Annotated in this window: 11 protein-coding genes and 1 tRNA gene; 8 read left to right on the forward strand and 4 right to left on the reverse strand. The window is 72.6% G+C overall.

The annotated features are described in order from the left end of the window. Nucleotides 1-63: 63 nt before the first annotated feature. The 6 genes from ACFC02_RS29635 to ACFC02_RS29660 all read left to right on the forward strand — a co-directional run bounded on the left by ACFC02_RS29635 (nt 64) and on the right by ACFC02_RS29660 (nt 9,297). The gene (locus tag ACFC02_RS29635) at nt 64-570 is read left to right on the forward strand and encodes an HD domain-containing protein (protein ID WP_376363749.1); all 507 of its coding nucleotides are present in this window, start codon (nt 64-66) and stop codon (nt 568-570) included. A gap of 112 nt (nt 571-682) precedes the next feature. Continuing rightward, nucleotides 683-1,015 (forward strand): hypothetical protein, encoded by a 333-nt coding sequence (locus tag ACFC02_RS29640; protein ID WP_376363752.1) that lies wholly within the window; start codon nt 683-685, stop codon nt 1,013-1,015. Nucleotides 1,016-1,094: 79 nt separating this feature from the next. Then, nucleotides 1,095-2,450: a type VII secretion integral membrane protein EccD gene (eccD, locus tag ACFC02_RS29645; RefSeq protein ID WP_376363755.1), complete on the forward strand. Its 1,356-nt coding sequence runs from the start codon at nt 1,095-1,097 to the stop codon at nt 2,448-2,450. 59 nt (nt 2,451-2,509) lie between these two features. Next, nucleotides 2,510-3,832: a hypothetical protein gene (locus tag ACFC02_RS29650; protein WP_376363758.1), complete on the forward strand. Its 1,323-nt coding sequence runs from the start codon at nt 2,510-2,512 to the stop codon at nt 3,830-3,832. 49 nt (nt 3,833-3,881) lie between these two features. Further along, nucleotides 3,882-7,859 carry a type VII secretion protein EccCa gene (gene eccCa, locus ACFC02_RS29655; RefSeq protein ID WP_376363761.1) on the forward strand — a complete coding sequence of 1,326 codons (3,978 nt, stop codon included), beginning with the start codon at nt 3,882-3,884 and terminating at the stop codon, nt 7,857-7,859. A gap of 7 nt (nt 7,860-7,866) precedes the next feature. After that, the gene (locus ACFC02_RS29660) at nt 7,867-9,297 is read left to right on the forward strand and encodes a DUF6177 family protein (protein ID WP_376363764.1); all 1,431 of its coding nucleotides are present in this window, start codon (nt 7,867-7,869) and stop codon (nt 9,295-9,297) included. Between the two features lie 40 nt (nt 9,298-9,337). Here the strand turns inward: ACFC02_RS29660 and ACFC02_RS29665 are convergent, their stop codons facing one another. After that, the gene (locus ACFC02_RS29665) at nt 9,338-10,651 is read right to left on the reverse strand and encodes an acyltransferase family protein (RefSeq protein ID WP_376363767.1); all 1,314 of its coding nucleotides are present in this window, start codon (nt 10,649-10,651) and stop codon (nt 9,338-9,340) included. Nucleotides 10,652-11,148: 497 nt separating this feature from the next. Between ACFC02_RS29665 and ACFC02_RS29670 the strand changes: the two genes are divergently transcribed. Beyond that, nucleotides 11,149-11,343 carry a hypothetical protein gene (locus ACFC02_RS29670; protein WP_037854478.1) on the forward strand — a complete coding sequence of 65 codons (195 nt, stop codon included), beginning with the start codon at nt 11,149-11,151 and terminating at the stop codon, nt 11,341-11,343. A gap of 1,548 nt (nt 11,344-12,891) precedes the next feature. Here the strand turns inward: ACFC02_RS29670 and ACFC02_RS29675 are convergent. Continuing rightward, nucleotides 12,892-13,557 (reverse strand): YdcF family protein, encoded by a 666-nt coding sequence (locus ACFC02_RS29675; protein ID WP_376363771.1) that lies wholly within the window; start codon nt 13,555-13,557, stop codon nt 12,892-12,894. After that, the gene (locus ACFC02_RS29680; RefSeq protein ID WP_376363789.1) at nt 13,554-14,348 is read right to left on the reverse strand and encodes a GntR family transcriptional regulator; all 795 of its coding nucleotides are present in this window, start codon (nt 14,346-14,348) and stop codon (nt 13,554-13,556) included. The genes ACFC02_RS29675 and ACFC02_RS29680 overlap by 4 nt, the downstream gene beginning before the upstream one ends. 46 nt (nt 14,349-14,394) lie before the next feature. Between ACFC02_RS29680 and ACFC02_RS29685 the strand changes: the two genes are divergently transcribed. Then, on the forward strand, nt 14,395-14,535 hold the full coding sequence (locus ACFC02_RS29685; RefSeq protein WP_376363774.1) for an integrase: 141 nt from the start codon (nt 14,395-14,397) through the stop codon (nt 14,533-14,535). A 66-nt stretch (nt 14,536-14,601) separates the two neighbouring features. On the opposite strand, the gene ACFC02_RS29690 is transcribed toward ACFC02_RS29685, so the two are convergent. Next, nucleotides 14,602-14,675: transfer RNA gene (locus ACFC02_RS29690), tRNA-Gly, on the reverse strand. Nucleotides 14,676-15,508: the final 833 nt, after the last annotated feature.

Here is a 15,508-nt window from a genome sequence, read left to right on the forward strand (position 1 = left end):
CACCCCGGGTGTACGGGCGGTGCGTCCATGCCCTATGTTGCGGAAGCGAAGTTGGGGGGATCCATGCCGCAGGACATCCCGCCCCGCGAAGGGCGGACGCAGGCGCCGGCCGGTGCCGGTGCGCAGATGACTCCTGCCGAGGCCGAGGCCGTCGCCCGCGCCGCGCACGACGGCCAGCGGGACAAGGCCGGGCGGCCGTACGCCGAGCATCTGCGGGCCGTCGCCGAGGGTGTGCGCGCCCGCGGCGGAGGTGACGACCTCGTCGCCGCCGCCTGGCTGCACGACGCCCTGGAGGACGGCGCGCTCAGCGAGGAGTGGCTCGACGCGGCCCCGTTGCCGCAGGGGGCCAAGGACGTCGTACGGGCCGTGACCAAGCGGCCGGGTGAGGAACCGCGGGCCTACGCGCGCCGGATCCTGGCCACCCCCGGCGCCCGGCTGGTCAAGGCGGCCGACCTCGCGCACAACGCCGACCCGCGCCGCCTCGCCGCCCTCGACGAGCCCACCGCCCGGCGGCTCGCCCACAAGTACGCCACGATGCGCGGTCACCTCGGCCTCGGCCCGGACGACTGACGGCACGCGGCAGACACAGCCGCACCCCACGCCGCGTCGAGTACGGACCGCGGCACGGCACGGCACGGCACGGCACGCATCAAGCACGCACCTACAGCACAGGACGACGGAAATGGCACGGGACTACGACAGCCAGCTGCTCGAGTCGGTGGCGGTGCGCCGGCGTCGCATGCGCGACGCGCTGCTGTTCGGCGCGCAGCGCGGCCGGCGCACGGTGGACGAACGGCTCGGCAAGGTGTTCGCCGGCATCGCCATCGCGGCTGTCCTGTGCGCCGGTTGCGTCGGCTGGTCGTTCCTCCAGGCCACCCTGGCCAAGCAGAAGGCCCAGCAGAAGCAGCAGCAACAACAGCAGGAGCAGCTGTACAACCCGTCCCCGACGGCGAGCACCACGGGGGCGGCGAGCACCCCCGCCCACGGCACCGCCAAGCATGCGGAGAAGAAGTAGTGAAGGCGATGTGTACGGCCTACATGGGCATGCCACGCAGAGCCGGTGACCGGCACGGCGCGATGATAGGTTCCGGTGAGTGGTGAGCACAGCAACGACGTCCCGGACCCAGCTGAGCCGGGTCACCCTGGTCGGTGAACGCCGACGTGCCGACATCGTCCTGCCGTCGGACACCCCGATCGGCCAACTGCTCCCCGACATCCTGCGGCTGCTCGACGACCGCGCGTCCGCGCGCCCGGCCACCCGGCAGCTGATCACCTCCGACGGCTCGGTCCTGCCGCACGACGCGACCCTGTCATCGGCGGAGGTCCCCGACGGCGCCGTGCTCCAGCTCGTACGCGCCCACGCGGCACCGCCCGCCCCGGTCGTGCACGACGTCACCGACCAGGTCGCCGACGACCTCGACCTGCGGGCCTGGCGCTGGCGTCCGGCCGCCCGCCGGGCCAGCGCCGGAGTGGCCACCGTGGGCTTCGCGGTGGCCGCGGGCCTGCTCGCCCGGCGCGAGTTCGCGCTGGAGAGCGTCACCACCGCACTCGCGGTCGTCACCGCCGTGTGCCTGGTCGCCGGCGCCCTGGTGGCCCGGATCGGCCAGGGCAACCGGGGCCTCGCCACCGCGCTGCTGCTGGCCACCGGCGGGCTCGGCCTGCTCACCGCGTGGACCGCCGCCGACGCCCACCACTGGTCGGCCACCGCCCGGCTGGCCGGCGTCGTCGGCGCGCTGGTGGTCACCCTCGTGCTACTGGCCTATTTCTCACCGCTGGGCCGCGGTGGACTCGTCGGCGCCGGCGCGGCGGCCGCGATCGCGCTCGTGTGGGAGGCCGTCGCCGCCCTCCAGGACCGGCCGGACCGGCTCGGCGCGGTGATGGTCGTGATCTCCGTCGTCCTGCTCGGACTGCTGCCGCGTCTGGCACTGATGGCCTCCGGGCTCACCGGACTCGACGACCGGCGTTCCTCGGGCGTCTCCGTCAGCCGCCACCAGGTGGCCAACGCCCTCGCCGCCACCCACCGCGGACTCGCCCTGGCCACGGTGGTCACCGCCGCTTCCGCCGCCGCCGGCGGCTGGCTGCTGACCACCGCCCACCGGCCGACCGTGTGGACGGTGGCCCTGGCCTCGCTGACCGCGGTCGTCCTGCTCTCCCGGGCACGGGCCTTCCCGCTGGTCGCCGAGGTCGTGGCCCTGTTCGCGGCGGCGGCCGTGCTCGTCGTGCGGCTCGCGGTGCTGTGGATGCACCACGCCGGCGGCGCGGGTGCGCTGGTGCTGCTCGGCGTGGCCGCGCTGCTCCCGCTGCTCGTCCTCGCGGTGGAGCCGCCCGAGCACGTACGGGTGCGGCTGCGCCGGTTCGCCGACCTGATCGAGTCCCTCGGCGTGATCGGGCTCTTCCCGCTCGCCGTCGGGGTGTTCGGCATCTACGGGCAACTGCTCGACAAGTTCTGAGACTCACGCACGACGCGCCGGCGCTCCGGGCGGGATGACGAGGCAGGGAAGAAGGCGACATGCCTAACGGGGACAACTGGCAGAGCGACGTGCTGCGCGATCTGAGGAGCGGCGCGTCCCGGCAGGAGCCGCAGCAACCGCCGCAGACACCTCAGGTACCGCAGATGCCGCAGACACCTGAGGTACCGCAGATACCTCAGGTACCGCACGCGCCGCAGGAGGGAGCACCCGCGCCCCAGCAGCCCCACCCGCAGCAGCCGGGCCTGCCCACCGCGGACATACCCGCACGGCAACAGCAGCAGACCCCGCCCCCGGGCCCCGTTCAGGTGCCCCCGGCGGCGGAACCGAGGTACGGCCACCCGCACCAGCAGGCCCAGCCCCAGCACCCCGTGCCCCAGCAGGGCCACCCCGCCCGACCCGCCGCGCAGCGCCCCCAGCCGCCCCGCCCCCACCGCACCACCACCCCCGACTCACGCCCCGTCGTCGACAAGCGGCTGGCCGGTGCCGGGGGCAAGCCGCGCCGGGGTGAGCCGTTCACGGCGCGGGCGCTGCGCGCGGTGCGCCGTACCGTCTCCTCCTCCGCCGCGCGCGAGGTCGCCGAGACCACCGCCACCGCCGAGGTGCTCCAGCAGGCGGTCACCACCGGCCGGCAGATCGCCGTGACCTCCATCCGCGGCGGTTCCGGCAAGACCACCGTCGCCGCGCTGCTCGGCACCACCTACGCGCACTACCGGCAGGACCCGGTACTCGTCGTCGAGGCCGACCCGGCGCTCGGCTCGCTGCCGCTGCGCCTGGGCGCGGAGAGCCTGCGCTGGACCACCGGCGACCTCGCCGGCCTCGTCGAACCGCAGATGTCCCTGCTCGACGTCACCGGCTACCTCGTCCAGCTCCCCGACAACGCCTGGCTGCTGCCCGGCAGCCAGGGACAGGTCGGGGCGATGCTCGACACCAAGGGCTACGAACGGGTCATGGTGTCGCTGCGCCGCTACTTCGGCGTGACCGTCGTGGACTGCGAGACCCTGCCCGCCGAGGTCGCCCGCACCGCGCTGTCCGCCGCCCAGGCCCGGGTGCTCACCGTGCCCGCCACACTGGAGGGCGTCGCCAGCACCCACGCGGTCCTGGAGTGGATGCGGGGCCTGCCCCGGTCCATCACCACCTCCACCGTCGTCGTGCTCACCGAGACCGTGCCGCACACCGGGGTCGACGTCGGCAAGGCGGCCGAGCAACTGAAGGCGACCGGGGCGGCCGTGCGCGTCCTGCCCTACGACCGCCACCTGGCGGCCGGCGGCGCGATCCGCACCGACCTGCTCGCCCGCCCCACCCGGCAGGCCGCCACCGCCCTGGCCGCCGAGGTCTTCCGGCTCTCCCAGACGCGCCGCTGAACCCCGTGGACGAAGGGAACTCGAGGACGACGAGGACGAGACACCCACGATGAGCACCCGACTGATCCACCGCCCGGCCCGGACCACCCGGCCCGCGGCCGCCCCCGAGCCGCGCACCATAGAGGCCCCGCCCAACCTGCCCGAGGGCAAGGCCGGCTCCATCGCCACCTCGCTGCTGCCCGTGGCCGGCGTGATGTCGTCCGTCGTGATGATGACGGTCGTGCGCAACAGCCAGTTCGCCGGGCTGGGCGCGATCATCCTCGTCGTCACCCTGGCCGGCTCCATGACGCTGGTCTTCTCCCAGCGCGGCAAGGCCCAGCGCACCCGCCGCACCCAGCGCGAGGCCTACCTCGCCTACCTGGAGGACCTGCGCGAGGAACTGTCCAAGGAGGAACGCGAGCGGCGCGAGCGCGCCCAGGTGCTCAACCCGCCGCCGGACGCCCTCTACGACATCGTGCGCGACCCCGCCCGGCTGTGGGAACGGCGCAGGCTCGACGGGGACTTCCTGCGGGTGCGGGTCGGCACCGGCGAGATGCCCGTACGGGACCTCAAGGTGGCCCAGCAGGGCTCCTCCGTGCTCACCCCGCCCGACCAGTTCATGCTGAACGAGGCGTCCGCGCTGATGTCCCGCTTCAGCACCGGCACCGAACTGCCGCTCACCGTCCCGCTCGACCGGGTCGGCAACATCAGCGTCATCGGCCGCCGCGAGGACACCCTCCGGGTCGCCCGCGCCCTCATGGTGCAGACCGCCGCCACCCACGCCCCCGATGACGTGGCGATGGCCCTGGCCGCCCCCGGCGACCGGGTCGGCGACTGGGAGTGGGCCAAGTGGCTGCCGCACCTGCTCGACACCGAGCAGTTCGACGGCCCCGTCGCCGCCCGCCGCATCGCCCCCTCCCTGCCCCAGCTCGCCCGGCAGACCGGCGCCGAACTGCGCCGCCGTGCCTCCTACGCCGCCGAGGTGCGGCGCGGCCTGTCCGGCCCGGACGCCCTGGCCATGACCTCCCGGCTCCTCGTCGTCGCCGACGGACACGGCGAGGACGCCGTCGAACTGCCCCGCCCCGACGACGCGGTGGGCCTGCGCGACATGGGCGTCACCGTGCTCCACCTGCTCGACGAACGCGTCCAGGAACCCGGCAGCGTCGGCGTGCGCATCACCGTCGAGGAAGACCGCATCCTCATCGAGGACCTGCGCGAGGCCGAACCGGTCAGCGCCCACGGCACCGTCGACGAGGTCGGCGTGCCCTTCGCCGAGGGCCTGGCCCGCATGCTCGCCCCGCTCCGGCTGTCCGCCGAGTCCATGGTCGACGCCCCGCTGACCGGCCCGGTCGACTTCGCCGAACTCCTCGGCATCGACGACGTCGCCCACCTCGACCTGGACCGGCTGTGGGCGCCCCGCGGCGAACGCGCCTTCCTGCGCGTGCCGATCGGCGTCAGCGACTCCCACGAACCGGTCCTGCTCGACCTCAAGGAGTCCTCCGAACTGGGCATGGGCCCGCACGGCCTGTGCGTCGGCGCCACCGGCTCCGGCAAGTCCGAACTGCTGCGCACGCTCGTCCTCGCCCTGGTCGCCACCCACCCGCCCGAGGACCTCGCCCTCGTCCTCGTCGACTACAAGGGCGGCGCCACCTTCGCCCCGTTCGCCGACCTCCCGCACGTCGCCGGCGTCATCACCAACCTGGAGAACCAGGCCGGCCTCGTCGAACGCGTCCACGCCTCCCTGGCCGGCGAGGTCAAGCGCCGCCAGCAGGTCCTCAAGGACGCGGGCAACGTCGCCGACATCGGCCACTACGCCGCCCTGCGCGCCGAGAAGCGCCCCGACCTCGACCCGCTGCCGCACCTGTTCGTCGTCATCGACGAGTTCGGTGAACTCCTCACCGCCAAGCCGGACTTCATCGACCTGTTCCTGTCCATCGGCCGCATCGGCCGGTCCATCGGCGTGCACCTGCTGCTGTCCAGCCAGCGCATCGAGGGCGGCAAGCTCAAGGGCCTGGACACCTACCTGTCGTACCGGCTCGGCCTGCGCACCTTCTCCGCCGACGAGTCCCGCACGGTCCTGGACACCACCGACGCCTTCCACCTGCCCCCGCTGCCCGGCTTCGGCTACCTCAAGGTCGACACCAGCCACTACGAGCGGTTCAAGGCCGGCTACGTCTCCGGCGCCTACCGCGGCCCCGTACAGCGCGAGACCGAGGACACCGGGCCGCTCGCCCTGGAGTACGAGGCGTACAACACCCTCGGCCAGGACGAGTCCGCGGCCCCCGAGGAACCGCAGATGCGGCGCCGCGAGACCGGCCCCACCGAGATGGGCGTCCTCGTCGGGCAGATCGAGGACGCGGGCGCCCGCACCGTACGCCGCATCTGGCTGCCACCGCTGCCCGACGCCGTCGCCCTCGACAAGGTCGCCGGACCCGTCGAGGTGGGCGCGCGCGGCATGCAGCTCGCCGAACGCAAGGCGCCGCTCCAGGTGCCGCTGGGCGTCCTCGACGACCCGACGAAGCAGTGGCAGGGCCAGTGGTACCTGGACCTCACCGTCGCGGGCGGCCACGCCGCCGTCATCGGCGGCCCCCAGTCCGGCAAGACCACCCTGCTGCGCACCCTCGCCCTGTCCCTGGCGCTCACCCACACCCCGCAGGAGGTCGGCGTCTACGGCCTCGACCTGGTCGGCGGCGGCCTCCAGGCACTCGCCGGGCTGCCGCACGTCGGCGGCGTCGCGGGCCGCGCCGACCGCGAGCGCGCCGCCCGCACCATCGACTCGGTGCGCGGCATGCTCGACCAGCGCGAGGAACTGTTCCGCATCCACGGCATCGACTCCGTGGAGCAGCTGCGCACCCTGCGCGCCGCGGGCCGGCTGCCCGAGCTGGCGTCCACGGAGATCGTGCTGCTCATCGACGGCTTCGGCGCGCTGCGCGACGACTTCGAGGAGCTGGACGACGCGGTCGTCGACATCCTCAAGCGGGGCAGCGGCTACGGCATCCACGTCGTCGCCGGCATGCTGCGCTGGAACGACGTGCGCATCGCCACCCAGTCCCAGTTCGGCACCCGCGTCGAACTGCGGCTGAACGACCCGAGCGAGTCCAGCATCGACCGCAAGCTCGCCGAGACCCTCTCCCCGGAGGAGAAGGGCCGCGTCCTGACCGACGGCAAGCTGTTCGCCCAGGTCGCGCTGCCCCGCACCGACGGCCTCGGCGACACCGCCGAACTCGGCGCCGTACTGGAGCGCACGGCCCGTACCGTCCGCGCCACCTGGACCGGCGAGGTCGCCCAGCCGGTCCGGGTCCTGCCGCACCTGCTGGAACCGCGGCTGCTGCCCGGCCCGGCCGCCGAGCCGCGCCGCGTGCCCATCGGCCTGGACCAGACGAATCTCGCGCCCGTCCCGCTCGACCTGTTCGCCCACGACCAGCACCTGATGATCATGGGCGACAGCGAGTGCGGCAAGACCAACCTGCTCAAGGTGATCGCCGAGGGCCTGATCGAACGCCACGGCGAGGACGAGCTGGTCTTCGGCGTCTTCGACCCGCGCCGCGGCCTGCGCGGCGCCGTCCCCGAGGAGTACCGCGGCGGCTACGCCTACAACGCCAAGCTGGCCGGTGCGCTGGCCACCGGCATCGCGGGCGAACTGGAGAAGCGGCTGCCCGACGAGAGCGCCGACCCCGCCGACCTGGAACCCGGCAGCTGGGGATCGGGCCCGCGCATCGTCATCCTCGTCGACGACTACGACGTCCTGACCACCGCGGGGCAGCAGCCGCTCGCCCCCTTCGTGCCGTACATCCCCTCCGCCGTCGACATCGGCCTGCACTTCGTCCTCACCCGCCGGGTCGCGGGCGCCTCGCGCGGCCTGTACGAGCCGCTGCTCCAGGGGCTGCGCGAGTCCGGCTCCGCGGCGCTCGTGATGTCCGGCGACCGCAGCGAAGGCCAGCTCTTCCCCGGCGTCTACGCCGGCCAGCAGCCGCCCGGCCGCGGCGTGCTGGTCCGCAGGGGCGAGCCGAACCGGCTGATCCAGACCGTCTACGCCGGGAACAGGTGAACCACCCATGACCAAGGACGTCGTCACCCTCACCAGGAAGATGCCCGACCCGCTGAGCGTGATCGCGGGCCTGCTCTCCGGCGGCCCCGACAAACTGGTCGGCGCCGAGGACGGCGGGGCCGTGGTGCGGCTCTGCGACGAACAGGGCCGCCCGCTGGTCACCGTGGAGGCACCGCTGCTCGTCCAGGTCAGGGGCGAGGCGCAGCGGCTGCTCGGCGCGAGCGAGCCCGAGGTGCCGTACTGGTGGACCGAGGCCCGCGCCACCACCGGCGTCAAGGAGGGCGAGGAACTGGCCGGCACCTTCGCGGCCCGGCTCGCCGCCCTCGTCGGCGGCACCGCCTGGCCGCCGCAGGCCGCCCGGTCGCTGGCCGTGGTGCCCTCGGACGGCGTGAGCGTGGCCCCCGTGCCCGCCGCCGCCCAGCCCGCCGTGGACGTCCTCACCGACAAGGTCGCCGTCGTCATCATGGACCGGCCCGTGGTCGCCATGACCGCCTGGCTCGCCGACGCCTTCCGCGCGGCGGCCGACGCCCACCTCGGCCTGCAGATCGTCACCCCCGCAGGCACCCGGCTCTCCCCGGCGGTCCGCACCGCCCTGCCCGGCTGGCCCTCGCGCTGGGTCGTCCAGGACGAGGAGGACGGCTACTACGACGGCCTGTCCGGCGCCGTACTGGACTGGAACAACGGCCTGTTCGTGACCGTCGAGTCACCGCGGGCCACCCCCGACGACCCGCGCACACCGCTCGCCGCCTCCTTCACCCGCGACGTCGCCGACACCGGCGAACGCCAGCTGGCGATCTCCTACCGGGCCGTCCACCACGCCGACGACCGCCTGGTCCTCGGCGGCGCCCTGGAGGCCGTGTGGCGCGAGATCACCGGCGAGCCGCCGGCCGGCTGGGGCACCGAGGAGCCCGCCAACCTGCCCTGGTCACTGCGCCAGTTCACCGACGTCGCCCACGAACGGGCGCCCGAGCCGACCTGGTTCGTGGTCGTCGGCAGCCCGGAACGCCCCGGCCTCGCCACCGTCCGCGTCAGCCGCACCACGGGCGGCGTCGAGGAGGACGTCACCCTGGCCTTCGGCTACGGCCCGGGGGAGGAGGTACCGCAGGACGCGGTGGCGCGCGCCGCGGAGGTCCTCGCCACCCGCCACGACCTCCAGTCCATGCTGGTGCAGATCCGCAGGGCCCGCCGCGACCTGGCCGTGCCGCCCCGCTTCGAGGGGCCCGGCGTCCCGTACGCCTTCGTCCTCGGCGCCGACGAGGTGCGCGCCATGCCCGGCGACCGCGCCCGCCGCACCCCGCTCGGCGAGCCCCCGCGCACCCTGGGCCCGAAGACCCGCCCGGCGTTGTACTACGCCTTCCCGGGCGACCCGTCCGACCTGTCGGGCTGGCAGCACTTCGAGCGGCTGATGCGGCACCTGAAGGGCGAACAGCCCGCCTGACGGGCGGGCTGAGCCCCACCGGCCGGGGCGGAACGCCGGTTCAGCGCGCCATCACCGCCGCCCGCCCGGTCCCGGTCGTCTCTGCCTCGCTCGTCCCGGCCCCTGCCCCGGCCCCGGTCCCTGCCTCGGTCGTGCCGGCCCCGGCCCCGGTCGTGCCGGCCCCGGTCGCCCCGGCCCCGGCCTCCGCGCCGGTGGCGGTTTCGGACCCCGTCCCACCGGGACGCCCGCCCCCGGGCCGAGCGGTGTCGCGCCGGAACGCCCACTCCATCCTCGGCTCGACGGCGAACCGGAAGACGCGGCGCACGGGCGGGGTGCACAGCAGGGTGACGCCGCCCGCGGCGACCACGGTGACCAGCAGCGCGCCCAGCGGAGTGTGCAGCCACGACGCCTCGAACCATCCCGCGTACAGCACGCCCTTGACCACGAAGCCGTGCAGCAGATAGCCGTACAGCGTGCCCGCGCCGAGCGCGGTGCACCACATCCGGCGCCCCGGCACCAGCGCGAGGAAACAGCCGGTCAGCAGCACCGCGCCCGCGAACGTCACCAGCACCATGACCGGCCCGGCCCACCAGGGCGCGCCCATGTCCTGCGCGGCCCCGTTGCGGTACATCCAGGCGGTGTTCACGCCCGGCGCGGTCCACCAGCCCAGGGCCAGCGCCGCCGCGAACACGGCGAGCGCCGGCACCCGCACGGCGCGACGGCGCACCAGCCGGAAGTGCGCGGGCTTCAGGCACAGCCCCAGCACGAAGCAGGGCAGGAACTGCAGGACACGCGGAAGGTCCAGCACGCCCCCCATGGCCGGGGACACCGAGCCCAGCATCGCGATCCCGAGGGACACGAGCAGGGGGTGGCGTACCAGCTTCCACACCGGCGACGTCAGCCGCCAGATGAACAGGGCACACAGGAACCAGGTCAGGTACCAGGGCGACAGAAGACTGACGGCATGGTCGCCGGAACCCCCGACGAAGACACGGAAGAGTGAATACGCCGTCTCGAAGAGGACGTACGGCACGACGACACCGGTGATCAGCCGCTTCAGCCTGCTCGGCCGCAGATCGAAATCACGGGAGAAGAAACCGGAGATGATGACGAACGCCGGCATGTGGAAGACGTACACGACGTTGTAGGCGCCTTCGAGGAACCGGTTCCCGCTCATCACCGGAGCCCAGGAATGCCCCAACGCCACCAGCACGATCGCGAGGTACTTCGCATTGTCGAAGAACGGATCGCGCTGCTTTCCGGGCCGGCCCGCACCCTCGCCCGGTCTGTGCTCGACCGGCGCACCGGGGGCCTGGGACTGCGCCAGGGGGAGGGGTGTTCTGCTCTGGCCGGGGGAGGAGGCAGTGTGGAACATCTCGGGCACCTTAGCGTCGTCCGTGCGGTTTTCGCGGAACCTCCGACGGCGATCCCGGCTCTGCGCAGCGGCTGCCCCGGATTCGCCCGGGAATACCCGACCACAGGGTGGCCCCCGCCACATCGTGGCCGCCGACAGGAAGCCTCGATGTCCGGATCGTTCACGGCGAGTTGACGCCCGGAGCACCGTTCGGCGACGGCAATTCGAATTGCCTGCGAACGACATGTGCGGACATCGAAACGAAATCACCGAATTCCCCGGCGAGTCGCCACGGCCCACCGCCCGGCGACCGCGCCGAAGCGTCCCGGGACACCCCGCGGGACCTCGCACGGCAGGGGCGCCGGCCCTGGGATGCCCGGGGTGCGTGTCACGGTCCTGACCGATGATGCGTCAGGCACGGCATACCGGAGCCGTGTTGGTGGCACGATGGTTCCAGCGGGGGCGTGGGGTTGGCGCCCCGGGCCGGGAGAGCGGACCAACCGAAGGTGTGATCAGTTGTGGCCATTTCACTGTCAGTGGTGCTGCTGTTGGCGATCATCCTGGTGGTGTTGCTCCGAGGGGGCTCCATCAAGGCCGGGCCGGCCATCGTCGCCGTCCTCTTCGGCTTCTTCCTCGCCTCCACCGGCATGGCCCCGTCGATCAACCGCTTCATGAACTCGATAGCGGACACGATCAACTCGATCAACTTCTGAGCCGGCGACTCGATCAACTTCTGAGCCGGGCGGCCCGCGCCCCCGGCCCGGACCGGCCCCGGCCGCCCGGCTCCGGAAACACCGAGGGGCCAGACCCGAGGATCACTCCCCGGACCTGGCCCCTGGCCACACAGAGCGGGCGACGGGAATCGAACCCGCGTAGCCAGTTTGGAAGATTGCGTACGCGGGTGGGAGCTGACCTGGCGAGACGGTGACCTGCGCGTCCCCGGGACGCTCACCGCCGTTCCCCGGTGTTCCCCGCCGGTCGCTGCTCGATCGGGCACGGCGGGGGCACACTCGACCTTCTCCCGCTGTCTCGGGTTTTCGGTGCCATTCCCGGCCCGCCTGGCCTGCAAAATCGGTTGCAGCAGACTCAGGACACGCGACGATACTCCGGCATGAGCAGATTCGCAGAGGTCATCGTGTTGGCCCTTGGTGCAGACGAGGTCATGGAGCCACTCACCCGGGATGACGAGACACGCACCTGGCGAGGCCGGTTCGTGCCGATAGAGGGCCACTGGGGCGGCTCCTTCGGCATCGGTTGGGCCACAGAGTTCGAACGGATGAGATCGCGGTCTGGACTGCTGCGGCACTTGGAGTCATTGCCGTGGCCCCGCCCGGAAAGTGTCCAGGTCTTGATCCACGACCAGGACGACGATTGCTTCGGCCTATGGATGATCCATGACGGCAGGCTGGTAGAGGTACCTCTCCCGCGCACGGAGCGATTCCATCAGCCAGCTCCGCCTACCGAGGAGTTTCCGCCGTACCCGGGAGACCTCCGCCGGACGGACCAGGGCCATGACCTGCCCGAGCAGACCCCGAGTGACCGCCGGGATCCGCGGTCGCCCTGGTAGCACCATGAAGCCTGAGCAGTTCCGCAGCGTCTACATGACGCCGACGGCCCGTCCTGAAGACAAGCAACAAGGGCGCATGCGGCCCTCGATCAGTTCTTCTGGAAGTGATGCGCCAAGTCTCCCACGTGCGCCGCTTCCGTGTCTTCTGCCTTCTGACCAGCGAAGATCCGGCGACTAGTTGTCATCATCTGTCAACGTCGGTTCGCCTCGCACGGCCCACAGACGGCCCCGCACCTCCTCCCCCTACTCCCCCTCCCTCTCCTCCCCGCCGCCGTACTGCTGACGACGGCGAGAGGTCGGCTCCGAGACTTTGGGCTGGAGCTGCCATGGGGCGAGTGATCACGGCCCCGTAAGCTTCCGGCGCGTCGGGCAGTCTGTGGACCTGCCCGTTAAAGCACGACGTTGGGGCCATGATCTTCGAGGCTCGCCCCATGGTGGCTGCCTAAAGTCTCGGAGCCAACCGGCCCCCGTCGGCGGATGCGCTACGGTCCTCGACTCATGGCTACCGGCCCTGTCCACATGTGGGCGCGCGTCGGCGCAGCGCGGGCGGAGCGGGCCGGAGGCAGGAGCGGCGCCCGCAGCGGAGCCGGGAGCGCGCCCGGCGGAGCGGAGCGCAGCCGGGGCTTGATGAGGTAGAGAAACCTGTAACAGCTCGCTCGGCACGGCGCGGTTTGGGCAGGGTGCCTCGGTGGTGTCAGGAAGAGGCCGCGTCGCTCCGAAGGAGTCGGCTGGTGAAGCCGCGCTGACGCAAGCGTTCGTACGACTGGAGGACGTCGGCTGGTACGTGTTGGCTGATCATGAAACCCTGTTCCGGGTAGATCAGCAGTCGCTGAAGCGCGCCCACGAGCATGTCAATCACCAATCGGGCGTCACCGATGGAGTCGACGTACTCGTCCAGCGACATCGGGATAGATGCGCTGATGATCTCGATCTCGGGCCAGAGTTTGCGGGCGGTGGCGTACGCCCTCCGCTCCTCGTATGGCTTGCTGATCAGGAGCACGGAGGCCACATCAACGCCGGCCTCCTCCAGCACGGCTCGCGAGAAGCGGATGTTCTCACCCGTGTTGCGCGCCCGCGGCTCCACGAGGATGGCGGAGTCAGGGACGCCGAGTTCCAGCGCCCGTTCCCGGTAGTGCACGGCTTCCCCTCGGGGCATCCGCTCCCTCGTCGTGGGACTCGTGGCCCCGGTGAACACGAGCAAGGGCGCCATGCCGCGCCGGTAGAGATCGGCCGCAGTGTCGGCCACCCCCAGGTCGTGACTACCCAACCCGATCGCTACGGAGCATGGCCGCACGGAGTGGCCCATCTGGTGGTATTCCCACAGGCGCCGCGTGTCGGCCCAATCTTGCGATGAGATCACTTCTGCGCTTCCCCGTCTCGGGCTGAGTCCGGCACTTTGAAGTCGTACTCCCACGCGAAGCGTGAGGCGACGTGCACGCCGATGGCGAACTCGACCACTGTGTCAGAGGCGGTGTACGTGGTCCGGTGCAACTCCACGACGGGTTCCCCTGGGGGTAGTTGCAACAACTTCGCTTCGTCCGGGGTCGCGGCACGGGCCGAGAGTTCTTCCTTCATGTGATCGATCTCGTACCCGGCGTCATACAGGACGCGGTACCCGCCGCCCCGGCCGGCCGGTCCCGGCGTGGGGTCGACCAAGCGTGTGCCCTCAACGTGCTCCGGGCGGTAATAGCTGGTCAGGGTGTGTGTGGGCTGGTCGCCTTCCTTGACCAATCGCGCGCGTGCGTACACGTCGGCACCCTCCGGGACGCCGAGCGCCGCCGCGACCTCGGGCGACGCCTGAACGCGACTGACGGTCTGGGTCTGCTCATTGCGTCGGTAGCCCCGGCCAGAGGCCACGCGGTCCGCGATGAATGCCACCTCGTCGCCGTCCCGCCACTTGGCTTTGTCGTAGCGAGCGATGCCGAGACGCTTCAGTGGGAGCTGCTGCCGTACGACTGTGCCGTGTCCCCGTGAGGACGTGACCAGGCCTTCCGCCTCCAGTGCCTTGTAGGCGGCGTGGACGGTGGACTTCGAGCCCTCGCCGGCGTCCACAAGCTCCCGGATGTGCGGCAACTGCTGGCCGGGGGCGTAGTCGCCCCTCCTGATCTGCTCGGCCAGCCGGTCAGCCAGTTCCCGCCACTTCGGCGCCATCGCGAACGCATCGACCGGCGCCAGCACTCGGGAGCTGATGGCGCGCATGGGCCACAGCACCGCACGTGCCGCGCTGATCTACCAGCACGCGAGCGCCGAGCGTGATCGGCTCATCGCCGACGCGGTGAGCGGCCTCGTCGACAAGGGGCGGCGTCCGAAGGGGCACGCGGGGGACACGCCGGACTGAACACAGCCCCGGGAACAGATCAGGGCCAGGCGGAGGATTGATCCTCTGACCTGGCCCTGAGTCGTCTGGAGCGGGCGACGGGAATCGAACCCGCGTAGCCAGTTTGGAAGACTGGGGCTCTACCATTGAGCTACGCCCGCACACAACGCGCGCCGCTGGTCGGGTGACCGCGGCACACAGGCATCGTAGCGGGTCCCACCCCTTCCCCGCACACCCCTTCCACGTGGCCCGACGCGGAGCGTCCGGGGGTATGCGGCTGCCCGACCGTGCTCGTCGGCTACACGAACCCCGCTGCCGGTCACTGCCCGAGCCCTGCCGAGACGCCGGCCCGCGTCGGGCCGGGGTGTCGTCCCGAGTCCGCCGGGGTCCCGCTCCTCGCCTCGCGGGGCGCCGGCCTGATCCCTGCCGTGGTGTCGGCTCCCGTTCCGCCGTGGTGCCGGCCCGAGCCCTGCCGGGGCGCCGGCCCCGCGCTGCGCTTGGGTGCAGGGCACGCGCTGCGCTGGGTGCTGGGCCTGTGTCGTGCTGGGGTGCAGGGGCGGAGCCCCGCTGGGGGTGCGGGGGGGGCGGAGTTCCCGCGTGGGGTCCGGGGCGGAGCCCCGGGAGGGTGACTCGTTCCCTACCGAGTCGGGTGGGTGGGTGGGAGACCGGGCCCCGGCGCGGAGGAGCCCCGGGGAGGGGTGCGCTCTCATCCCGCCCGCGGGGGACAAGGGGGCCGGGGCGGGGCCCAAGGAAAGGGGGCCTTCTCAGCCCGCCGGTGGGAGACCGGGGTGCCGGGGCGGAGCCCTGTCCCACCGGGACGGGACCGTAAGCCCGGGACGGGCCCCGCGGCGGGCGCAACCCAGGACGCCGCGCCGTACCCGGCGGACGGCGACATCTGGACCGGGGTGGGGGCCCCCCCCCCCCCCCCGGGGGGCGCCCCCCCCCCCCCCCCCCCCCCCCCCCCCCCCCGGCGCGGGGGGGGGGGGCCGCCGGC

It is taken from the genome of Streptomyces sp. NPDC056160, assembly GCF_042268205.1.
In the GTDB taxonomy this organism is placed as follows: domain Bacteria; phylum Actinomycetota; class Actinomycetes; order Streptomycetales; family Streptomycetaceae; genus Streptomyces.